Annotated in this window: 19 protein-coding genes; 11 read left to right on the top strand and 8 right to left on the bottom strand. The window is 73.1% G+C overall.

Annotated elements, in window-relative coordinates; all coding sequences use genetic code 11:
* Positions 1 to 19: 19 nt before the first annotated feature.
* Positions 20 to 796, bottom strand: coding sequence for an SDR family oxidoreductase (locus ACIBO8_RS21260; protein WP_396116998.1), 777 nt, complete (start codon positions 794 to 796; stop codon positions 20 to 22).
* A 46-nt stretch (positions 797 to 842) separates the two neighbouring features.
* On the opposite strand from ACIBO8_RS21260, the gene ACIBO8_RS21265 reads away from it, so the two are divergent.
* Genes ACIBO8_RS21265 through ACIBO8_RS21280 form a run of 4 tightly spaced genes read left to right on the top strand, consistent with a single transcriptional unit; the run spans position 843 to position 4,201 of the window.
* Positions 843 to 1,580 carry an enoyl-CoA hydratase family protein gene (locus tag ACIBO8_RS21265; RefSeq protein WP_396116999.1) on the top strand — a complete coding sequence of 246 codons (738 nt, stop codon included), beginning with the start codon at positions 843 to 845 and terminating at the stop codon, positions 1,578 to 1,580.
* 16 nt (positions 1,581 to 1,596) lie between these two features.
* Positions 1,597 to 2,430, top strand: coding sequence for a CoA transferase subunit A (locus tag ACIBO8_RS21270; protein ID WP_396117109.1), 834 nt, complete (start codon positions 1,597 to 1,599; stop codon positions 2,428 to 2,430).
* Positions 2,427 to 3,155 (top strand): CoA-transferase subunit beta, encoded by a 729-nt coding sequence (locus ACIBO8_RS21275; protein ID WP_396117000.1) that lies wholly within the window; start codon positions 2,427 to 2,429, stop codon positions 3,153 to 3,155. The genes ACIBO8_RS21270 and ACIBO8_RS21275 overlap by 4 nt, the downstream gene beginning before the upstream one ends.
* Positions 3,152 to 4,201: an NAD(P)H-dependent flavin oxidoreductase gene (locus tag ACIBO8_RS21280; protein WP_396117001.1), complete on the top strand. Its 1,050-nt coding sequence runs from the start codon at positions 3,152 to 3,154 to the stop codon at positions 4,199 to 4,201. The genes ACIBO8_RS21275 and ACIBO8_RS21280 overlap by 4 nt, the downstream gene beginning before the upstream one ends.
* Here the strand turns inward: ACIBO8_RS21280 and ACIBO8_RS21285 are convergent.
* Positions 4,185 to 5,315, bottom strand: a complete 1,131-nt coding sequence (locus tag ACIBO8_RS21285) for an acetyl-CoA C-acetyltransferase (RefSeq protein WP_396117002.1) — start codon at positions 5,313 to 5,315, stop codon at positions 4,185 to 4,187. The genes ACIBO8_RS21280 and ACIBO8_RS21285 overlap by 17 nt on opposite strands.
* Positions 5,316 to 5,381: 66 nt before the next feature.
* Here ACIBO8_RS21285 and ACIBO8_RS21290 point away from each other — a divergent pair, with 66 nt between their 5' ends.
* Genes ACIBO8_RS21290 through ACIBO8_RS21300 form a run of 3 tightly spaced genes read left to right on the top strand, consistent with a single transcriptional unit; the run spans position 5,382 to position 8,474 of the window.
* Positions 5,382 to 6,560, top strand: coding sequence for an acyl-CoA dehydrogenase family protein (locus ACIBO8_RS21290; RefSeq protein ID WP_396117004.1), 1,179 nt, complete (start codon positions 5,382 to 5,384; stop codon positions 6,558 to 6,560).
* Between the two features lie 10 nt (positions 6,561 to 6,570).
* Positions 6,571 to 7,605, top strand: coding sequence for an acyl-CoA dehydrogenase family protein (locus ACIBO8_RS21295; protein WP_396117005.1), 1,035 nt, complete (start codon positions 6,571 to 6,573; stop codon positions 7,603 to 7,605).
* The gene (locus ACIBO8_RS21300; protein ID WP_396117006.1) at positions 7,602 to 8,474 is read left to right on the top strand and encodes a TIGR03619 family F420-dependent LLM class oxidoreductase; all 873 of its coding nucleotides are present in this window, start codon (positions 7,602 to 7,604) and stop codon (positions 8,472 to 8,474) included. The genes ACIBO8_RS21295 and ACIBO8_RS21300 overlap by 4 nt, the downstream gene beginning before the upstream one ends.
* Here ACIBO8_RS21300 and ACIBO8_RS21305 read toward each other — a convergent pair.
* Genes ACIBO8_RS21305 through ACIBO8_RS21315 form a run of 3 tightly spaced genes read right to left on the bottom strand, consistent with a single transcriptional unit; the run spans position 8,467 to position 11,551 of the window.
* Positions 8,467 to 9,615: a sulfotransferase family protein gene (locus ACIBO8_RS21305; RefSeq protein WP_396117007.1), complete on the bottom strand. Its 1,149-nt coding sequence runs from the start codon at positions 9,613 to 9,615 to the stop codon at positions 8,467 to 8,469. The two genes, ACIBO8_RS21300 and ACIBO8_RS21305, sit on opposite strands and share 8 nt — an antisense overlap.
* Positions 9,612 to 10,388 carry an SDR family oxidoreductase gene (locus tag ACIBO8_RS21310; RefSeq protein ID WP_396117008.1) on the bottom strand — a complete coding sequence of 259 codons (777 nt, stop codon included), beginning with the start codon at positions 10,386 to 10,388 and terminating at the stop codon, positions 9,612 to 9,614. The genes ACIBO8_RS21305 and ACIBO8_RS21310 overlap by 4 nt, the downstream gene beginning before the upstream one ends.
* A gap of 5 nt (positions 10,389 to 10,393) precedes the next feature.
* Positions 10,394 to 11,551: a hypothetical protein gene (locus ACIBO8_RS21315; RefSeq protein WP_396117009.1), complete on the bottom strand. Its 1,158-nt coding sequence runs from the start codon at positions 11,549 to 11,551 to the stop codon at positions 10,394 to 10,396.
* 89 nt (positions 11,552 to 11,640) lie between these two features.
* Here ACIBO8_RS21315 and ACIBO8_RS21320 point away from each other — a divergent pair, with 89 nt between their 5' ends.
* From ACIBO8_RS21320 to ACIBO8_RS21330, 3 genes are all read left to right on the top strand, one after another.
* Positions 11,641 to 12,693 (top strand): alcohol dehydrogenase catalytic domain-containing protein, encoded by a 1,053-nt coding sequence (locus ACIBO8_RS21320; RefSeq protein WP_396117010.1) that lies wholly within the window; start codon positions 11,641 to 11,643, stop codon positions 12,691 to 12,693.
* A gap of 86 nt (positions 12,694 to 12,779) precedes the next feature.
* A complete protein-coding gene (locus ACIBO8_RS21325; RefSeq protein ID WP_396117011.1) occupies positions 12,780 to 14,603 on the top strand; it encodes a hypothetical protein in 1,824 nt (607 codons plus the stop codon).
* 62 nt (positions 14,604 to 14,665) lie between these two features.
* Positions 14,666 to 15,091 carry a histidine phosphatase family protein gene (locus ACIBO8_RS21330; RefSeq protein WP_396117012.1) on the top strand — a complete coding sequence of 142 codons (426 nt, stop codon included), beginning with the start codon at positions 14,666 to 14,668 and terminating at the stop codon, positions 15,089 to 15,091.
* On the opposite strand, the gene ACIBO8_RS21335 is transcribed toward ACIBO8_RS21330, so the two are convergent.
* Positions 15,081 to 16,178, bottom strand: a complete 1,098-nt coding sequence (locus tag ACIBO8_RS21335; RefSeq protein WP_396117013.1) for an NAD(P)H-dependent flavin oxidoreductase — start codon at positions 16,176 to 16,178, stop codon at positions 15,081 to 15,083. The genes ACIBO8_RS21330 and ACIBO8_RS21335 overlap by 11 nt on opposite strands.
* Positions 16,168 to 17,787, bottom strand: a complete 1,620-nt coding sequence (locus ACIBO8_RS21340) for an acyl-CoA synthetase (RefSeq protein ID WP_396117014.1) — start codon at positions 17,785 to 17,787, stop codon at positions 16,168 to 16,170. Before ACIBO8_RS21340 ends, ACIBO8_RS21335 begins: the two co-directional genes overlap by 11 nt.
* Before the next feature lie 64 nt (positions 17,788 to 17,851).
* On the opposite strand from ACIBO8_RS21340, the gene ACIBO8_RS21345 reads away from it, so the two are divergent.
* Complete coding sequence (locus ACIBO8_RS21345) at positions 17,852 to 18,646, top strand: crotonase/enoyl-CoA hydratase family protein (protein ID WP_396117015.1); 795 nt, start codon at positions 17,852 to 17,854, stop codon at positions 18,644 to 18,646.
* Positions 18,647 to 18,649: 3 nt separating this feature from the next.
* On the opposite strand, the gene ACIBO8_RS21350 is transcribed toward ACIBO8_RS21345, so the two are convergent.
* Complete coding sequence (locus ACIBO8_RS21350) at positions 18,650 to 20,197, bottom strand: acyl-CoA synthetase (protein WP_396117016.1); 1,548 nt, start codon at positions 20,195 to 20,197, stop codon at positions 18,650 to 18,652.
* Between the last annotated feature and the right edge of the window lie 79 nt (positions 20,198 to 20,276).

Consider the following 20,276-nt stretch of genomic DNA (forward strand, 5'->3'; position numbering starts at 1 on the left):
GCAGCCATTGGAACACGTTCTACTTCTGCGGAGGGTACGCCGCGGCCCGCAGGTCTGCCAGATACCCGGGCCATTCGCCGCCGCCGTGCAGCGCCAGCGCCGCACCGCTGACGTAGGCGGCCAGGGGCGACGCGAGCAGCAGGCAGGCGGCGCCGACCTCGGCGGGCGTGGCGGCGCGGCCCAGCGGCACCGTGCGGGCCACCGCCTCCGAATCCACCTGCGGTCCGGCCGACCCGGTGGCCACGGGGCCGACGACGAGGCTGTTCACCCGTACCTCCGGCGCCCACTCCATGGCCAGGCTCGTAGCGAGATGGTGCAGCCCCGCCTTGGCCGCGCCGTAAGCGGCGGCGCCGGGCGAGGGCCGCACGCCGCTGACGCTGCCCACCATGAGGATGAGCCCGCCGCCCGGCTGCTCGCGCAGCACCGGGCAGGCCGCCTGGGAGACGTGCAGCGGTGCGAGCAGGTTGAGCTCGACGATCTTCGCGTGCAGCCGGGGCGAGGCGGCGTCCGCCGGGGTGGGAGGCGCTCCCCCGGCGTTGTTCACCAGCACGTCGAGGCCGCCGAACCGCTTGACGGCGGCGGCGATGAGCGCGGCGGCCTGCTCCGGATCCCGGACGTCGGCCCGCACGAACTCGGCGGTCGCATCGCCCGCGCGGGGCAGACCCGCGGGCTCGCGGCGGCCGCAGACGAGCACCCGGGCGCCCGCGGCCAGAAAGGCGGCGGCGATCGCGGCCCCGATGCCCCGCGTCCCACCGGTGACGACCACGGCGCGGCCGGCGACGTCGAGCGGGTCCATCGGTCGATCGTAGACCACCAAGCAAGCGCTAGGTTAGGCTGCGGCGGTGGGCGTACAGTGGCGATCCGGCGCCGTCACCGAGGTGGTCTTCGACTTTCCCCCGGTCAACGCGCTGCCCGCGGCCGGGTGGACGGAGCTGGCCGAGGCTCTCGAGGCGGCCGGCGCCGAGCCGGGGACGCGGGTGGTGCTGCTGGCGGCCGAGGGCCGCGGCTTCTGCGCCGGCGTGGACATCAAGGAGATGCACCGCTCCCCCGGGCACGAGGCGTTGCTGGCCGCCAACCGTGGCTGCGCCGCGGCGTTCGCCGCCGTCTACGAGTGTCCCGTGCCCGTGATCGCCGCGGTGCAGGGCTTCTGCCTCGGCGGCGGCGTCGGCCTGGCGGGCAACGCCGACCTCATCGTCGCGGCCGAGGACGCCACCTTCGGCCTGCCCGAGGTGGACCGTGGCGCACTCGGCGCGGCGACCCACCTGTCCCGCCTGGTGCCGCCGCAGCTGATGCGCACGATGGTCTACACCTGCCGCACGGTCTCCGCCCAGGACCTGCAGCGGTACGGCACGGTGCTCTCGGTGACACCCCCCGCCGGCCTGCGCAAGGCGGCCCGCGAGGTGGCCGAGGAGATCGCCGCCAAGGATCCCGTGGTGATCCGGCGGGCCAAGGAGGCCCTCAACGGCATCGATCCGGTCGACGTCAAACGCTCGTACCGGTTCGAGCAGGGCTTCACCTTCGAGCTGAACCTGAGCGGCGCCGGCGACCGCGCCCGGCAGCGCTTCGTCGAGGGGCGGTGACGGCGTGGGCACGACGATGACCGTCGAGGAGGTGGCCGGCGAGCTGCACTCCGGAATGACGATCGGCATCGGCGGCTGGGGGTCGCGGCGCAAGCCGATGGCGCTGGTCCGCGCGATCGCCCGGGCCGGCCTCACGGATCTGACCGTGGTGAGCTTCGGCGGCCCGGACGTCGGACTGCTCATCGCCGCGGGTTGTGTCCGCCGGGTGGTCACCGGCTTCGTCTCGCTCGACAGCATCCCGCTGGAGCCGCACTTCCGGCGGGCGCGTCAGAACGGCACCGTGGCCCTGACCGAGCTGGACGAGGGGATGCTCTACTGGGGGCTGCTGGCGGCCGCGAACCGGCTGCCCTTCCTGCCGATCCGGGCCGGGCTGGGTTCCGACGTGCCGCGGGTGGGCCCGGAGCTGCGTACCGTCCGGTCGCCGTACGCCGACGGCGAGGAGCTGATCGCCATGCCGGCGCTGCCGCTGGACGCCGCCCTGATCCACCTCAACCGGGCCGACGATCGGGGCAACGGGCGCTACCTCGGCCCCGATCCCTATTTCGACGACCTGTTCTGCCTGGCCGCACGGCGGCGCTACCTGTCGTGCGAGCGCGTGGTGAGCACGACGGAGCTGGTGGACGGCGGGCCGCCGCAGGGCCTGCTGGTCAACCGGGCAATGGTGGACGGCGTGGTGGCCACCCCGAACGGCGCCCACTTCACGAGCTGCGTCCCCGACTACGGCCGGGACGAGGCGTTCCAGCGGGAGTACGCGGCCGCCGCGGCCGACCCGCCGGACTGGACCCGCTTCCGCGCCACCTACCTCGACAGCGACGAAGCCGGTTACCAGAAGGCGGTACGGGCGCGATGAGGGGGCCGACCCGGGCGGAGATCTGCGTCGTCGCTTGCGCGGAGGCGTGGCGCGGCGACGGGGCGATCCTGGCGGGGCCGATGGCGCTCATACCCCGGCTCGGCGCCCGGCTGGCACAGCTCACCTTCGCCCCGGAGCTGCTCCTGAGCGACGGCGAGGCGACCCTCGAGCACCGCGGGACCGTCGAGGGCTGGCTGCCGTACCGTGCGGTCTTCCAGGTGGTGGCCTCGGGCCGCCGGCACGCGATGATGGGCGCGAGCCAGCTCGACCGCCACGGCAACCAGAACATCTCCTGCATCGGCGACTGGTCCCGGCCGGCCACGCAGCTCCTCGGCGTCCGCGGCGCTCCCGGCAACACCGTCAACCACGTGGTCAGCTACTGGGTGCCGCGGCACTCGACGCGGACCTTCGTCGAGCACGTCGACATGGTGTGCGGCATCGGCTACGACCGCGCGGCCGCGCTCGGCATTCCGGCCAACCGGTTCCACGAGATCCGTACGGTCGTCACGGATCTCGCCGTCCTGGACTTCGCGACCCCCGACCGTCGCATGCGCCTGCGCTCGGTGCACCCCGGGGTGGCCGTGGCGGAGGTCGTCGGCGCCACCGGCTTCCCGCTCACCGTGCCGGACGAGGTGCCGCCGACCCGGCTGCCCACCGCGGCCGAGCTCGCCCTGATCCGGGACCGCCTGGACCCGGAGGGCTTGCGGGAGAGGGAGATCCGATGAGGACCCGGCTCACCGACCTGCTCGGCTGCCGGCACCCGATCGTGCAGACCGGCATGGGGTACGTGGCCGGCCCCGCGCTGGTCGCCGCGACCTCGGCTGCGGGCGGCTTCGGCATCATCGCCTCCGCCACCATGAGCCTCGACGAGCTGCGGTCCGCCGTCCACGAGGTCCGGCGGCGTACCGACGCCCCGTTCGGGGTGAACGTCCGCGCCGACAGCCCGGACGCCGCGGCCCGGATCGACCTGCTGATCCGCGAGCGGGTACGCCTGGCCTCGTTCGCCCTCGCGCCGAGCCGGGAGCTGATCCGCCGCTGCGCCGACGGGGGCGTGCTCACGATGCCCTCGGTCGGCGCCCGCCGGCACGCGGAGAAGGTGTGCGGCTGGGGCGTCGACGCGGTGCTGGTGCAGGGCGGCGAGGGCGGCGGCCACACCGGGCCGGTGCCCACGACCCTGCTCCTGCCGCAGCTGGTCGACGCCGTGGACGTTCCCGTGGTGGCGGCCGGCGGGTTCTTCGACGGCCGGGGGCTGGTGGCCGCGCTGGCGTACGGGGCCTGCGGTGTCGCCATGGGCACGCGGTTCCTGCTCACCTCCGACAGCCCGGTCGGTGCGGAGGTCAAGCGCCGCTATCTGGCCGCCTCCGTCACCGACACCGTGGTGACCACACGGGTCGACGGCGTCCCGCACCGGGTGTTGCGTACCCCGTTCGTCGAGGCTCTCGAACACTCCGGGCGCGTCGCCGGTCTCGCCCGATCGCTGCGGCACGCGGGCGCGTTCCGGCGGCAGACCGGCCTGTCGTGGCCGGCGCTGCTGCGGGCGGCTCGCACCACCAGACGGGGTAGCGAGCTGTCGTGGGCGCAGACCGTGATGGCGGCCAACACCCCGGCGCTGCTGCGGACGTCGATGGTGCAGGGCCGGCCGGAGTCCGGGGTGATGCCGGCCGGCCAGGTGACCGGCCTCATCGACGACCTGCCGTCCTGCGCCGAGCTCATCGAACGGATCATGAAGGAGGCGGACGACCGGCTCGCCGAGCTCAGCAGCGCTCGATGACGGTGACGTTCGCCTGGCCGCCGCCCTCGCACATGGTCAGCAGGCCGTAGCGGCCGCCGGTGCGCTCCAGCTCGTGCAGCAGCGAGGTGAGCAGCCGGGCGCCGGTGGCGCCGAGCGGATGACCCAGCGCGATGGCGCCGCCGTTGACGTTGACGCGGGCCGGGTCGGCGCCGGTCTCCCGCAGCCAGGCGAGCACCACGGCGGCGAACGCCTCGTTGACCTCGTACAGGTCGATGTCCGAGACGGCCAGGCCGGCGCGGCGCAGCGCATGGTTGGTGGCCTCGAACGGGGCGGTGAGCATCAGGACCGGGTCGTCGCCACGGGCGGACAGATGGTGGATGCGGGCGCGCGGGCGCAGCCCGTGGGTGCGCACGGCGGCAGCGGAGGCGACAAGCAGCGCGGCGGCACCGTCGGCGAGCTGACTGGACGTGGCCGCAGTGGTGACACCGCCCGGACGCAGCGGCCCGAGCGCGGCCATCCGCGCCGCCGAGGTGTCGCGGCGCGGGCCCTCATCGGTGTCGCACCCGCCCATCGGGGCGATCTCGGCGCGGAACCGGCCCTCGTCGATCGCCCGGATCGCCCGCCGGTGGCTGGCGAGCGCGTAGTCCTCCAGAACGGCGCGGGTCAGGCCCCACTTGGCGGCGATCTCGTCGGCGCTGCGGAACTGCGAGATCTCCTGGTCGCCGTAGCGGGCGGCCCAGCCGGTCGAGCCCGCGTACGGCCCGTGGGGCGCCATGGCGCTGCCGATCGGCACCTGACTCATGCTCTGCACGCCGCCGGCCACGACCAGGTCGGCCGTGCCGCTCAGCACCGCCTGCGCGGCGAAGTGGACCGCCTGCTGGGCGGAGCCGCACTGCCGGTCGACCGTCACGCCGGGCACGTGCTCCGGCAAACCCGCGGCGAGCCAGCTGGTCCGCGCGATGTCGCCGGACTGCGGGCCGAGCGTGTCCACACATCCGAAGACGACGTCGTCGACGGCGGCGGGGTCGGCTCCGGTGCGCCTCAGCAGCGCGGTGATGGCGTGCGCGCCGAGGTCCGCCGGGTGGATCGACGAGAGTGCGCCGCCGCGGCGGCCGACGGGCGTACGGACAGCACCGACCAGAAATGCCTCCACGGTTGACGCCCTCCGCCCGGTCGTCTCTACTAGAACTCGTTCTAGTCTAGGGAATCGGGGTCCATCGTGCACGTGGGATACACACCGGCGCACGTGCAGCTGCGCCGGCAGCTCCGGGACTACTTCGCCGACCTGATGACGCCGTCGCTGCGCGCGGCGTTGACCGACGAGAACGGCGAGTACGGCGACGGCGACGCGTACCGGACGGTGGTGCGGCAGCTCGGGCACGACGGTTGGCTGGCGCTCGGCTGGCCCGTGGAGCACGGCGGCGGCGGGCGGTCGCGGATGGAGCAGCTCGTGTTCGCCGACGAGGCCGCGACGGCCGGCGTACCGGTGCCGTTCCTGACCATCTACACGGTCGGCCCGACGATCATGCGCCACGGCACGCCGCAGCAGCGCGCCGAGCTGCTGCCGCGGATCGCCGCCGGCGAGGTCCACTTCTCGATCGGCTACTCCGAGCCGGACGCCGGGACGGATCTCGCGGCGCTGCGCACCCGGGCGGTCCGCGAGGGCGACCACTACGTCATCACCGGCCAGAAGATGTGGACGAGCCTCATCCAGTACGCCGACTACGTCTGGCTCGCCTGCCGGACGGACCCGGAGGCGCCCCGCCACAAGGGCCTGTCGATTCTCATCGTGCCCACCGACGCGGCCGGCTTCTCCTGGACGCCGGTACGCACCCTCGCCGGGCCGACCACCAGCGCCACCTACTACGCCGACGTCCGCGTGCCGGCATCCGCGCTGGTGGGCGCGGAGAACCAGGGCTGGCGCCTGATCACCGACCAGCTCAACCACGAGCGGGTGGCGCTCACCTCGGCCGCTCCCCTGCGCCGGGCGCTGCGCGAGGTCGCCGACTGGGCGTGGCAGACCCGGCTCGGCGACGGGCGGCGGGTGATCGACCAGGAGTGGGTCCGGCTGCACCTCGCCCGGGTGCACGCTCGCACGGAGGCGCTGAAGCTGTTCAACTGGCGGACGGCGGCCGGCGGGGACGGCACGCCCGCCGCGGCCGGCGCGTCGGCGGGCAAGGTGTACGGCACCGAGCTGGCGGTCGAGGCGTACCGGCTGCTCATGGAGGTGCTCGGGCCGGCCGCCACGGTCCGGGCCGGCTCGCCCGGCGCGCTGCTGCACGGCCGGATCGAGCGCATGCACCGTGCGTCGCTGATCCTCACGTTCGGCGGCGGCACGAACGAGGTGCAGCGGGACATCATCGCGGCCGGCCCGCTCGGCCTGCCCGTACGCCGATAGGGGTGCTGACGTGGACTTCTCTGTGAGCGACGAGGCCAGGGAGCTCGCCGCGCTGACGCGGAGGCTGACATCCTCCGACCGCCCGCTGTGGCCGGCACTGGCCGACGCCGGCGTGCTCGCGGCCGCGCTGCCCAAGCGGGCGGGCGGCGACGGCCTCGGGCTGCTCGAGCAGTGCGCCGTTCTGGTCGAGCTGGGCCGGGCCGCGGCCGTCGTGCCGTACCTGCCGTCCATCGTGGTGGCCGCCGGCGCCCTGGCCCGCTTCGGCACCGAGGAGCAGGTGACCGAGTGGGCCCTTCCGGCGAGCCGGGGCGAGGTCGTGCTCACCGCCGCGGCCGGCACGGTCCAGGCGGAGCGGGCCGGGGCCGGCTGGCGGCTGCACGGCACGGTCCCCGCCGTCCCGGCCGCCACCGGCGCCGCGCTGCTGCTGGTGCCGGCGGAGCCGGGGATCTTCCTGGTCCGCCCCGGCGACGACGGCGTCGGCGTCGAGGAGCAGGAGGTGGCCGGTGGCCCCGGCGCGGGCCTGCTCCGGCTGAACGGCACGGTCGTGGCCGCCGACCGCCTGCTCGCGGAGCCGGAGGCGAGGACGTGGCTGACCGCGTACGCGACGGTCGGCGCCTGCGCGGCACAACTGGGCGTGGCGGAGCGGGCCCTCGAGATGACCGCGGAGTACGCCCGCACCCGCGTACAGTTCGAGCGGCCGATCGGATCCTTCCAGGCGGTCGCCCAGCGGCTGGCCGACGCCTACATCGACGTCGAGGCCCTGCGAGTCGCCCTGTGGCAGGCGGCGTGGCGGTTGTCCGACCATCCCCCGGCCACCGCCGAGGTCGCCACGGCGGGCTTCTGGGCCGCCGAGACGGGGCATCGTGTGCTGCACACCGCGGTGCACGTCCACGGCGGCGTGGGCATCGACGTCGAGTATCCGCTGCACCGGTATTTCCTCGCCGCCAAGTATCACGAGTTCCTCCTGGGTGGCGCCACGGCGCAGCTGCTGACGCTCGGCGAGACCTTACGGTCGCCGGTAGAACGCGTTACAGTTTTCGAATGAAGTTCACCCTCGGCATCGCGCTGAACCCGCTGGACCAGCTGACCGAGCTAGCCCGGACCGCCGAGGAGTGCGGCTTCTCGTCGATCGCGCTGCCCGACTCCATCTTCTACGGCGAGCACGCGGGCGCCGCCTATCCGTACACACCGGACGGACGGCGCTTCTGGACCGCAGCCACGCCGTGGGCCGACCCCATGGTCACCGCGGCGGCGCTGGGCGCGGTCACCGAGCGGATCCGCTTCTACACCCAGGTTCTCAAGCTCGGTCCGCGCAACCCGGTGCTGCTGGCCCGCCAGGTGGGTTCGGTGGCGAACCTGATCGGCAACCGGTTCGGCCTCGGCGTCGGCCTCGGCTGGAACCCGGAGGAGTCACTGTGGTGCGGCGCACCGTTCGCCGAGCGCGCGGGCCGGGCCGACGAGGCGATCGAGGTGCTGCGCCTCATCCTCGGCGGAGGCATGGTGGAGTATCACGGCAAGCACTTCGACTTCGGCCGGCTGCAGATGAGCCCCGCCCCGGGCGAGCCGATCCCGATCTACGTGGGCGGCCACGCCGAGGCCGCGCTGCGCCGCGCGGCCCGGACCGGCGACGGCTGGAGTTCGGCCATGATCCGCCTCGACGGCCTGCGGAAGATCATCGAACGCCTGACGGAGCTGCGCGCCGAGTACGGCCGCGCCGGCGAGCCGTTCGAGATCCAGGCGGTGTGCGTGGACGCCCCCGGGCTCGACGGCTTCCGCCGGCAGGCCGACGTCGGCGTGACGGACGCGATCGTGATGCCGTGGCTCGCGGAGGGCGCCGGTTTCGACGCCCCGGTGGGCGTCAAGAAGGACGCCCTGCACCGGTTCGCGGACGAGGTGATCGTCCGTTTCACCTGACCGAGGGGCGGGCGGCCAGGTAGTCACCGAACGCGTCGTCGACCTCCGCCGCGCTGAGCCCGAAGTCGGCGAGCGCGTAGCGGTGAGCGCGGCGGGGCGCACGCAGCGCCTCGGCCGCGGACCGCACCGGCGACGGGAGCGGGAGGCCCAGCCGGTCGTAGATCGCGGCGGCCGTCCCGGCCGGATCGGTCACGAAGTCGTCGTAGTCGACGTCGACGAAGTGGGCCGGGTCGTAACGCGCCCGATCGGCCATGAAGCGGCGTACCCCGCGTGCCCAGAGTGCGAGCTGGTCGCGCCCGAGCGTCTCGCCGGTGAAGCGCTCGGACCAGCCCCGCGCGGCCCGGGCGTTCAGGCTGCACACCGAGGCGATCGCGGTGCGCGGCGCCCGGTGGGTCTGGACCACCAGGGCGTCGGGATAGACGCTGAGCAGCGCGTCCAGGGCGAACAGGTGGCTCGGGTTCTTCAGCACCCAGCGCCGCCCGGCATCCGCGAGCCCGATCAGCTGCAGGTTCCGCCGATGCCGGCGGTAGGCCGCCGTCCAGTCCCGCGCCGCCAGCCAGGTCGCGTACGCCGGGATGTGGGCCAGGCACTCGAACGACACCGACATCATCGACTGGCACAGCAGCCGCCAGCATTCCTCCACCTGATCGGCGGCGGTGTAGTGCATACCGGTGAATTCGGGATCGGCCTCGTGGTGGCGGCCGTACCCGGCCTGGAGCGCGGCGTAGACGGGATGCGACTCCCAGAGCGCGCGGGGCGGCCGGGGCTGCGGCGCCTCCGCGAGCCAGAGTTCGAGGCCCTGGTGCGCCCGGTCGGCGGTGAGCAGCCGGTGCAGGGCCGTCGTGCCGGTGCGGGGCAGGCCGGTCACGAAGATCGGCCGCGGCACGGCCACCGACGCGTGCTCCGGATGCTGCCGCCACGCCGCCTCACTGAGCAACCGGGACACCAGGGCCCCGCGCACCATCAGCCTGGTTGCCTTGCTGCCCGCCGGGGTCAGGGCACTCTCCTGCGCGTACGAGGCCAGCAGCGTCCGCAGCCCCTCGAGGTAGTCGTCGTCGCCGAAGTCGTCCAGTCCGGTGAGCCGGGCCGCCGAGGCGTGGAGGTCGTCGGCCGTACCGACGTCGGTGCGTGCGTCGCTCAATGGTGGAACTCCCCGCAGTTCACGTCGAGGCATTGACCGGTGATGGCGCGGGCGAGGTCGGAAGCGAGGAAGAGGACGGCGTCGGCGACCTCGTCGGGCTCCGGCAGCCGGCGCAGGTCGGTCGTCGCCGCGGTCTCGTCGTACACCTGCCGGGCCGGCACCCCGCGCTCGGCGGCCTGGTACTCGAACCAGGTGCGCAGGCTGTCGGCCCAGATCCAGCCGGGCGCCACCGAGTTGACCCGTACCCCGTGCGGGCCCAGCTCGCCGGCCAGGTTCTGCGCGACGGCGAGCAGCCCGGCCTTGGCGAGCTTGTACGGGCCGAACGGCCGCCGCGAGTGCCGCAGCACCGCCGAGTTGACCATCACCACGGACCCGCCCGACGCCACCAGCGCGGGCGTGAGCAACCGGGTGAGCCGCAGCGCGGCGAGCACGTTGATCTCGAAGTTGTCGCGCAGGTCGTCCAGGCCCACCCGGCTCAGGCTGCGCATGGGCGGCATCACGAAGGCGTTGTTCACGAGCGCGTCCACCCGGCCGAACCCGCCCAGCGCCGCGTCGGCGAGCCGCTGGGCGGCCGCCTGGTCGGTGAGGTCGGTGGGTACGACCAGCGCCCGGCGCCCCGCGGCGGTCACCTTCCCGGCCACCTCGGCCAGGTACGACTCCGTGCGGGCGGCGAGCACCACGTCGGCGCCCGACTGCGCGGCGCGCACCGCGACGGCCTGCCCCAGCCCCGGACCGACCCCGGCGACGAGCACGACCTTGTCAGCCAGCAGCATCGCGCTCACCCCAGCATCCGGAACGCCACCGCGGCCTGCCGGGCGGCGATCCGCTCCCGGTAGGCGGCCGGTCCGATCGCCTGGTCGTACGGAAGCACCTTGGGCAGGTCGTCCACGGCGACGACCTCGACCTGCGGCCCGTGCTCGGTGGTCAGCGCGCGCGACAACCGCTGCCAGCGCAGCTGGACGTAGCCGCGGCGATGGCCGGTGCACTCCAGCCAGTTCGCGACGCCGGGATCGCGTTCGCTGATGACGTACCGGATCATGCCGTCGGGGTCCACGTGCGCCTGCGGCACCGTCAGGCTGGTCTGGTGGTTGATGTAGTCCAGCGAGACGTACCACATGCTGCCGAGCTGGATGCCCTGGTACGGCGCGCCGGAGACGGGCGCGGTGACCACCATCGCCTGGTCGTCGTCGAGCTCGTAGTGGCCCACCGAGGAATACTGGGTGGCCAGACCTCCGGGCGTCGGCCGGGGCGCGGTCAGCGTGTTCACCGGTAGGCCCAGGTAGAACCGCTCGGCGAAGGCGAGGAAGGTGCGCAGCCGGCTGAGCAGGATCTTGCCGGCCACCCGGTACCGCTTGACGAGGGTGTCGTGCGCCGGTGGGGGCGGGGCCACGCCGATCCGGTCGGCACGCTGGATGCGCAGCACTCCGGGTTGTTCGCCGGCCCAGTCGCTGAACACCTCGCGGACGACCAGCATGGCCGAGCGGGGCGCGAGCGCGAACGCGTTGCGGCCGGAGGCGCCGGGGCCGAACCGCAGACGGAAGGAGCCGTCCGGGCCGGAAGCGATCTCGCGGTCGTCGAAGGCGGCGAGGCTACCGGGGACCTCGAGCGGCGAATAGTCGCCGTCGAGGATCTGGAAGCTCAGGTCGGTGGTGCTGCCCCGGCGCCCGGTGACCACGTATTCCGCGTCGTCGCGCAGCCAGGCGTGGAAGTAGAGGGTGTCGGGATTGTCCAGGCCGAGCTTCGTGTAGGGCCCGGTGGACCTGACGAAGTAGGGGAAATCGCGGTCGTAGGCCCACGCCATCTGGAGCGACGCCCGGATGCTGCCCGCCAGATAGTCGTAGCCCTCGACGAGGTCCTGGTCGCCCCGGACGTGCGGGGCCCCGGCGATGATCCGCTCGGCGTCGTGGATCGCATCCGTGAACGGCTCGGTAAGCACGACTCATGCTATAACGCGTTCTAGTAGAGGGTCAACGAACGGCTATCTCACACCTTGACCACCGGAGGAACGTGTTTCATTCTTGCGGCGTGGGCGAGACGATGCGGGCGTACCGGATGGTGGAGTGGGGTCGCGCGCCGCAGGCGGTCGAGGTGCCGGTGCCGGCACCCGGAGCGGGGCAGGTGCTGGTACGGGTGGCCGGCTGCGGGCTGTGCCGGTCGGACCTCACGATGCGGCGGATGCCCCGGACGGCCGGGGAGCGGCTCGGCTGGGCGATGCCGTTCACGCTGGGCCACGAGACGGCCGGATGGGTCGCCGCGCTCGGCACCGGCGTCGACGGCCTGGCGGAGGGCGACCCGGTCGCACTGACCGCATCCGCTTCCTGCGGCACCTGCTGGCATTGTCTTCGGGGCCTGGACACCGGGTGCCCGCACGGCCTTGCCGGCCGCGGCTACGGGCGCGACGGCGGCCTCGCGGAATACGTCCTGGTGACCGGCCGCCGCGGCGTACTGCCCCTCGGCGGGCTCGACCCGGCCCACGCCGGCCCGCTCACCGACGCGGGCGCCACGGCCTACCACGCGGTCCGGCGCGCGCTGCCACGGATCTCCGCAGGCGGCACCGTGGTGGTGCTGGGCGTGGGCGGCCTGGGCCTGTTCGCGGTCCAGTTCCTTCGTGTGCTCACCGCTGCCCGGGTGGTGGCGGTCGATCCGGATCCGGGCCGCCGCGCCCTGGCGGACGAGGCCGGAGCCGTGCCGTGCGAGGGCGTCAACGCGGAGACTTCCGGACGTCTGCGGCGGCTCACCGGGAGCTCCGGCGCGGACGCGGTGCTCGACTTCGTCGGCACCGACGAGACCATCGCCGCAGGCGTCGCGGCGGTCCGGCCCGGCGGGGCGTACGGGCTGGTGGGATCGGCGGGCGGCCGGCTCTGCGCGCCCTGGTTCGGCACGCTGCCCCGCGACGGCGAGGTCTTCACCTTCCAGGGCTCGACGATCGCCGACGCGCAGGAGGTCATCGCCCTGGCCGGCGCCGGCCTGATCCGCAACCCGGTCGAGGAGTTCGCGTTCGAGGCCGTCGAGGAGGCATACGCCCGGCTGGCGGCCGGGACCCTGACGGGTCGCGCGGTGATCGTGTCAGGTCGGTAACCACATCGACTCTCCGATGTGGAACCCTTACCGAACGCGAACACAATTCGCGTGGACCCCTGACCCGGATGGGATTCGCTGACGCCATGCACACCCCACCCCACCTCCGGCGCGCGCTCATCGTGCCGATGGCCGCCCTGGCCCTCGCCGGCGCGGTGCCGGCACCACCCACGCCGGCCCGGGCCGCCGCGGGCGACGACGCCGTCGACAGCACCTGGCTCGGACTCGGATACAACCAGGACCCCCTGTTCCGCGGCAGCGGCGACGGCTCGCCCGGCAACGACGAATGGCCCGGCACCGAATTCGGCAAGCTGACCGAGCGTACGGACTACATCAGCCCCGGCCTGGTGCGGATCATGGTCAACCGCCCGTGGTTCAACCCCTCCGGGACGGTCGGCTCGTACGACTGGGACACCCCCCAGATGAAGAACGTCTTCCGGATCCTGGCGCACTACAAGGAGCAGGGAACCAACGTGGTGACCGGCATGTGGGGCCTGAACGACCGGGCCTTCTACACCTCGCCGGAGGCCGCCACGCTCCAGGCCGACCTGGTGCGCACGTTCCGGGCCAAGGGCTACACCAACGTCGTCCGGTACAACGGCATCAACGAGCCGAACAACGCCAAGGGCCTCAAGTACGCCGACTGGGTCACCGCCACGGCGAACCTGCGGACGGCGTTCGGCCGCGCCGGTCTCAGCGCCGACCTGATCGGCGGCCCGGACACCGCGGAGGCGGGGATCGCCGCCCAGGAGGGCGACCTGGGTCTGCAGTCGGTGCCGGTGGAAGCGGCCGGGACCGAGCAGAACCTCGTTTGGAAGAAGGCGGGTCTGACGGGCTTCTCGGCCCGCTTCTACCGCACGCCCGACGCCGATGGCGTCCATTGGACGTTCCAGGCGTCGAAGAACGGCACGCAGTGGACCGACGTCGACCTGCAGCAGACGCCGCCGGTGAAGACCAATGCCACCACCGCGTGGTACCGCGTCGACGTCTCCCCTCGCGCGTTCCCGGGCGGCAGCAAATACCTGCGGCTCACGATGCCGCCCCGCCCGGGCATCGAGCGGGCCGTCTCGGCGGTGACCCTGTTCACCGGCGGCGGCGCGACGACCGATCCGATGAACGACCTGACGAGAACGGACTCGCACTCCGCCGGCTGGACCTACCCGGGCGGCTCCTCGACCGACGACTGGTGGCTGCAGTCCGCGCTGGACCGCGAGGTCGCCCAGTCCGAGGCTCACTTCTACGTGCACGAGGTGGACCTCGGTTCGCCGCCGGACTACCCCGAGGGAACACTCACCGAGGCGGTACGGCAGCTCAAGGCGGCGAGTGACGGCGGATCCGTGATCCTCGGCGAGACCGGCATGAAGGCGCCCGGCGACGACCCCGACAAGGACTACTCCTTCACCGGCGAGTACGCCCACGGCGTACGGATGGCCGACCTCGCCGTGCAGGAAGCGCGGGCCGGCGTGGACGGCGCCATGGCGTGGTGCCTCGACGGATACGACGAGGACGTCCAGTGCGGGATGTGGGACCACTTCCAGCCCTTGAGTCCGGCGACGCTGCGGCCGTGGTTCTACACCTGGAGTCTGCTCTGCCGGTACCTGCCGCCCGGGACCCGGATGTACGCACCCCCGCAGCCGGCCGGCGTACGGGTGCTCAAAGCCAAGCTCCCGGGCACCAAGGGCTGGACGTTCGTCCTGGTGAACCGCACCACCACCGCGGCCCGGGTATCGATCACCGCGCCGACCGGACGGATCGACCTCGACAAGTACGTCTACAGCCCGGACAACGCGCCGACCGACCCGGCGACCGGCTTCCCGAAGCCTGCCGAGCACCTCTCCGCGACCTTCGACGACGGTAAGGAACTGAGCGTGGGGCCCAACGCGGTCGCGGTGTTCACCACGACTGTCTGAATGGAGACGAGCCTCTCGACCGGCGGTCTGCTCACTGCGAGTATCGGTTCCGGGGAGGGCGCATGATCACGATCCTGCTGGTCCGGCATGCGGACATCGATCTTCCACCGGTCACGGCGGACCCGCCGCTGAACGACGACGGGCGCGAGCGTGCCGAGGCGCTCGCGCACGTCCTCGGCTCAGCCGGCGTGACGACGGTGTTCACCTCGTCGTTCGCCCGCACCAAGCAGACGGTGGAACCGCTGCTCAAGACGCTCGGCATCACCGCCCGGGAAATGCCGTCCGCGGCCGCCGTCGCACGAAAGGCCCGCGCCGGCGAGCTCGGGGACCTCGTGGTCATCGCCGGCCACAGCAACACCGTGCCGGAGGTGATCGCGGAGCTGGGCGTGGCGGCGCCGCCGGTCATCGGCGAGACGCAGTTCGACAACCTGTTCGTCGTCACTCTCGCCGATCCGGACGGCGCCGGCATGCTGACGCTCAAGTACTGAGCTTGCGCAGCCGGCCCAGGGTCTCGTCCGCCTCGGCGATGAGCTCGCCGAGCACCTCGGCGACCGGCCGCACCCGGTTCATCCGGCCCACGATCTGCCCCACCGGCATCGGTACGACGCTCGGGTCCCCGGCCGCCATGAGCCGCGAGTGCGCCTCCGCGACCAGCATGTTCTGCAGCGGCATCGGCAGCGGCTGCGGGGCCGCCGGCTCGCTCCAGGCGTCGGTCCAGCGATTGCGGAGCAGGCGGGCCGGCTTGCCCGAGTAGACGCGGCTGCGCACCGTGTCGCCCGAGCCGGCCCGCAGCAGCGCCTCCCGCAGGGCGGACGGGCTGCCGTACTCCTCGGTGCCGAGCCAGACCGAGCCGGTCCAGACCCCGAGCGCGCCGAGAGCCAGCGCGGCGGCTACCTGACGGCCGCTGCCGATCCCGCCCGCGGCCAGGACCGGCACCCGCTCCCCCACCGCGTCCACGATCTCGGGGATCAGCACCATGCTGCCGATCTCGCCGGTGTGCCCGCCGGCCTCGTAACCCTGGGCCACCACCAGATCCACCCCGGCGGCCACATGGCCGCGGGCATGGTCGGGCCGACCGGCCAGCGCGGCCACCAGCAGCCCGCGCTCGTGGGCCCCGTCGATGACGTCGGCCGGCGGCGGGCCGAGCGCGTTGGCGATGAGCCGTACCGGGTGGGCGAGCGCCACCTCCACGTGCGAGCGTGCCACCGAGTGCAGCCACCCGAGCACCCCGGAGCGGCTTTCCGCACCGGCGGAGAGCGGGGGCACGCCGAGCCGCAGCAGGGTCCGCTCCACGAAGTCGCGGTGCCCCGGCGGGATCAGGCGGTCCAGGTCGGCGGGGGCGCCCTCCGCCGGTCCGTGGGTGGGCATGACCACGTCGACCCCGTACGGGTGGCCCGCCGTTTCCGCATCCAGCCAGGACAGGGTGGCGTCCAGCTCGGCGGGGTCGTTGAAACGTACGCAGCCCAGCACGCCCAGCCCGCCCGCCCGGCTGACCGCCGCCACCACGTGCTCGGAGGGGCTGAAGGCGACGACCGGGTACGCGACCCCCAGCAGGTCGCACAGCTCAGTCCGCATGGGTCATGGCCTCGTCTCCATGTTTCTCGGCGTACCGGTGCGCCCACCGGTAGTCGGCCTTGCCGCTCAGGGTGCGGGCGATCTCGTCCACCCACCACAGCTGCCGGGGCACCTTGTAGCCGGCGATCCGCTGCCGCAGGTGCTCGTCCAGGTCCGCCGGATCGGGGCGGTGCCCGGGCCGGGCCTGCACCAGCGCCGCCACCCGCTGCCCCAGCCGCTCGTCCGGTACGCCGATGACGAGCGCGTCGAAGACGCCGGGGTGGGCCTTGAGCGCCCCCTCGACCTCTTCCGGGAAAACCTTCTCCCCGCCGGTGTTGACGCACGTGTTGCCGCGCCCCAGCAGCGTGACGGTGCCGTCCGCCTCGATCCGGGCCAGATCGCCGGGTACGGCGTAGCGGACCCCGTCCACCTCGGTCAGCAGGGCGGCGGTCTTCTCCGGATCCTTGTGGTAGCCGAGCGGGAGGTAGCCGCCGCGGGCCAGGCGGCCGACGACGCCGGGCGGGGCAGGCCGGCCATGGTCGTCGATGACGATGGTGTCGGGGCCGGGCGTGAAGCGGGGGCCGTCCACCGCGCCGCCCTCGACCTCGGCGACCACGCCCAGGCCGGCGAAGCCGGTCTCCGAGGAGCCGATCGCGTCGGTGACCAGCACGTTCGGCAGGGTCTCGAGGAACTGCCGCTTGACCACCGGGGAGAACAGCGCGGCGCTCGACGAGATCGCGAACAACGACGAGGCGTCGTAGTCCCCGGCCGCGTACGCCTCGATCATCGGGCGGGCCATCGCGTCGCCGATGAGCACCACCACGTTGACCCGGTACCGCTCGATCGCCCGCCACGCGGCGTCGGCGTCGAAGTGCGGCAGCATCACGACGGTGTCCCCGCCGAACAGTGCCGCGAGCGCCGCCCACTGGGCGTTGCCGTGGATCAGCGGGGCCAGGCAGAGCCGGACCATCCCTCCGGTCTCGGCGCCGTACTGTGCTTGCGCCCATTCGTCGGGGAGCGGTACGCCGGACATGAAGTCGACGCCGCCGCCGAGCACCCGCCAGACGTCCTCGTGCCGCCACATCACGCCCTTCGGGAAGCCCGTGGTCCCGCCGGTGTAGAGCAGGTAGAGGTCGTCGCCGGAGCGCTCCGGGAAGTCGCGACCGGCGTCGCCGGCGGCCAGCGCGTCGGCGTAGGTCACCCCGCCGTACGCGGCGATGTCGGCGTCCGAGCCGTCCGGCAGGGCCACGACGGTGTGCACGTCCGGTGCGCCGGCCAGCACCGCGGCGACCCGAGATGCGTACTTCCGGTCGTGGACGAGGGCGGTCAGGTCGGCGTCGGCAAAGAGGGATTGCAACTCGTTCTCGACGTACCTGAAGTTGACGTTCACCACCGCCGCGCGCAGCTTGTACACGGCGATCATGGCCGTCACGGCGTCGATCGAGTTGCCCGCGTACAGGCCGACGTGGTCGCCGGCCCCCACTCCCCGGGCTTTCAGGAAGTGGGCCAGACGGTTCGCGTCGGCCTCCAGCTCGGCGTACGTCGTCAGCCGCTCGCCGCAGGCTACCGCGACGCGCTCGCCGAACGCGTCCACCGCATGCTCGAACAGATCCGCAATATTGGCCGCCATCACTCGAAAGTAGAACGTGTTATTGTGCCGGGCAAGCCCCACAGCGCGGCGGGAGGAGACGGTCGTGGAAGCCGAGGAACCGCACGCCCTCGTCGAGCAGCGCGGACCCGTCCTCATCGTCACGATGAACCGGCCGCGGGCCCGCAACGCCCTGTCCGCGCAGATGCTCGCCATCATGCGCGACGCCTGGGACCGGGTGGACGACGATCCGGAGATCCGGGTCTGCGTGCTCACCGGTGCCGGCGGCGCCTTCTGCGCGGGCGCCGACCTCAAGGCGATGACCCGCGAGCACCCCGGCGACGGCTTCCGCTCCGGCGGCACCGACCTCTCCCGGATCGACGCGCTGCTCAAGGGCCGGCGCCTGGGCAAGCCGCTGGTGGCCGCGGTCGAGGGGGCCGCGGTCGCCGGGGGCACCGAGATCCTCCAGGCCACCGACGTACGGGTCGCCGGCGCCGGCGCCCGGTTCGGCGTCTCCGAGGCGTGCTGGGGGCTGTTTCCCCTGGGCGGGTCGGCCGTCCGGTTGCCGCGGCAGCTGCCGTACACGATCGCGGCCGAGCTGTTGCTCACCGGCCGGCACATCACCGCCCAGGAGGCCCGCCGCATCGGGTTGATCGGGCACGTCGTGCCCGACGGGCAGGCGCTGGAGAAGGCGCTCGAGCTGGCCGGCCGGATCGCCGCCAACGGGCCGCTCGCGGTCCAGGCCATCCTGCGCACCATGCGCGAGACCGAGGGGATGCCGGAGAACGAGGCGTTCGCGGTGGAGTCCCGCCTGGGCACCGAGGTCTTCATGAGTGCGGACGCCAAGGAGGGCCCCCGCGCGTTCGCGGAGAAGCGCACCCCCCTTTTCCGCGGGCTCTGACGCTCAGATCGCCCGCTCCCGCCCGGCCCAGTACGGGTCTCGCAGCAGTCGCTTGTAGAGCTTGCCGTTCGGGTCGCGCGGGAGCTGGTCGACGTAGTCGATGCTGCGCGGCAGCTTGAATCCGGCGAGGCGGCCGGCCAGGTACTCCAGCAGTTCCGCGGTCAGCTCCGCCCCGGCCCGGACGCCCGGTTCCGGCTGCACCACGGCCTTGATCTGTTCGCCCCACTCATCGTGCGGGATACCGAAGACCGCGACGTCGGCGACGGCCGGGTGGCCGGCGAGTTCGCCCTCCACCTCGGCCGGATACACGTTGACGCCGCCGGAGATGATGACGTCGCTCTTGCGGTCACAGAGGTACAGGTATCCCTCGTCGTCCAGGTATCCGATGTCGCCGACGGTGAACATGCCGGCGCGCCACGACTCGCGCGTCTTCTCGGGGTCCCGGTGGTACTCGAAGCCGGCGTCGCCCATCTGCAGATAGACCTGTCCGGGACGACCGGCCGGCGCGTCGGTGCCGTCGGCGTCCAGCACCCGGATCTTCGACCCGGGCCAGGCCCGCCCCACCGAGCCGGGGCGGGCCCGCCACTCGTCCGCGGTGATCAGCGTGCCGCCGCCCTCCGAGGCCGCGTAGTACTCGACGACCACGGGTCCCCACCAGTCGAGCATCTGCCGCTTCACATGAGCCGGGCAGGGCGCCGCGCCGTGGATCATCACGCGCATCGAGGACAGGTCGTACGCCGTGCGTACCTCGCCGGGCAGCGCGAGCAGGCGGGCGAACTGGGTCGGCACCAGGTGGCTGTGGGTGACCCGGTGCCGCTCGACCAGGCGCAGCGCCTCCTGCGAGTCCCAGTGGTCCATGACGACCACGGTGTGCCCGAGCTGGATCGAGATGACGGCGAAGTTCATCACGGCCGTGTGATACAGCGGCGAGCCGCAGAGGTGTACGTGATCATCGAACGGGCGGAGACCGAAGAGCCCGAAGAACCACGTCGAGGCCGCGGGCACGTCGTCCGGGTCGCCGCCGGTGAGCGGCCGGCGTACGCCCTTGGGCCGGCCCGAGGTGCCCGAGGTGTAGACCATCAGCGCGCCGGCCGTCCGCGAGCGTGGACGGCCGGACCCGCCGGCGCCGAGCCCCGCGAGCGGACGGAAGCCGGGGGTCTGCCCGACCGCGAAGCGTCCTTCTTCCGGCACCCCGGCCTCGTCCGCCGCCGGTACGGCCGCGGCCGCGAACCGTTCGTGGGCGACGAAGGCCCGCGCGCCGCTGTCGCGCAGGATGTAGGCGATCTCGGGGCCGGTCAGGTGCCAGTTCATCGGCACCAGGTAAAGGCCCGTCTGCAGGGCGGCGAAGAAGGCCGCGAGCATGTCGGCGCCGTTGGGCAGCAGGACCGCCACGGTGTCGCCGGGGGTCAGGCCGAGATCCTGCAGCCCGCGCCCGATCCGGTCGGCCTCCGCGGCCAGCTCGCCGTAGGTCACGGTACGGCCGTCGGCGTCCACGATGGCGGCCCGGTCCGCCGACTTCCCCGCGATGGTCCACAACCCGATCTCCGTCATGCCGCGATTCTATAACGCGTTCTATTCAAGGGAAGCTCGGAGCTAAGGCGTCTTGCCCACGCTTACAGGAACATGTTTC

It is taken from the genome of Actinoplanes sp. NPDC049681 (assembly GCF_044465265.1).
GTDB lineage: Bacteria > Actinomycetota > Actinomycetes > Mycobacteriales > Micromonosporaceae > Actinoplanes.

Bases quoted from the DNA above. Each gene is read 5' to 3' on its own strand.
- ACIBO8_RS21260 (WP_396116998.1), bottom strand. From the start codon at position 796: ATGGACCCGCTCGACGTCGCCGGCCGCGCCGTGGTCGTCACCGGTGGG.
- ACIBO8_RS21270 (WP_396117109.1), top strand. From the start codon at position 1,597: ATGACCGTCGAGGAGGTGGCCGGCGAGCTGCACTCCGGAATGACGATC.
- ACIBO8_RS21275 (WP_396117000.1), top strand. From the start codon at position 2,427: ATGAGGGGGCCGACCCGGGCGGAGATCTGCGTCGTCGCTTGCGCGGAG.
- ACIBO8_RS21280 (WP_396117001.1), top strand. From the start codon at position 3,152: ATGAGGACCCGGCTCACCGACCTGCTCGGCTGCCGGCACCCGATCGTG.
- ACIBO8_RS21300 (WP_396117006.1), top strand. From the start codon at position 7,602: ATGAAGTTCACCCTCGGCATCGCGCTGAACCCGCTGGACCAGCTGACC.
- ACIBO8_RS21310 (WP_396117008.1), bottom strand. From the start codon at position 10,388: ATGCTGCTGGCTGACAAGGTCGTGCTCGTCGCCGGGGTCGGTCCGGGG.
- ACIBO8_RS21325 (WP_396117011.1), top strand. From the start codon at position 12,780: ATGCACACCCCACCCCACCTCCGGCGCGCGCTCATCGTGCCGATGGCC.
- ACIBO8_RS21330 (WP_396117012.1), top strand. From the start codon at position 14,666: ATGATCACGATCCTGCTGGTCCGGCATGCGGACATCGATCTTCCACCG.
- ACIBO8_RS21335 (WP_396117013.1), bottom strand. From the start codon at position 16,178: ATGCGGACTGAGCTGTGCGACCTGCTGGGGGTCGCGTACCCGGTCGTC.
- ACIBO8_RS21340 (WP_396117014.1), bottom strand. From the start codon at position 17,787: ATGGCGGCCAATATTGCGGATCTGTTCGAGCATGCGGTGGACGCGTTC.
- ACIBO8_RS21350 (WP_396117016.1), bottom strand. From the start codon at position 20,197: ATGACGGAGATCGGGTTGTGGACCATCGCGGGGAAGTCGGCGGACCGG.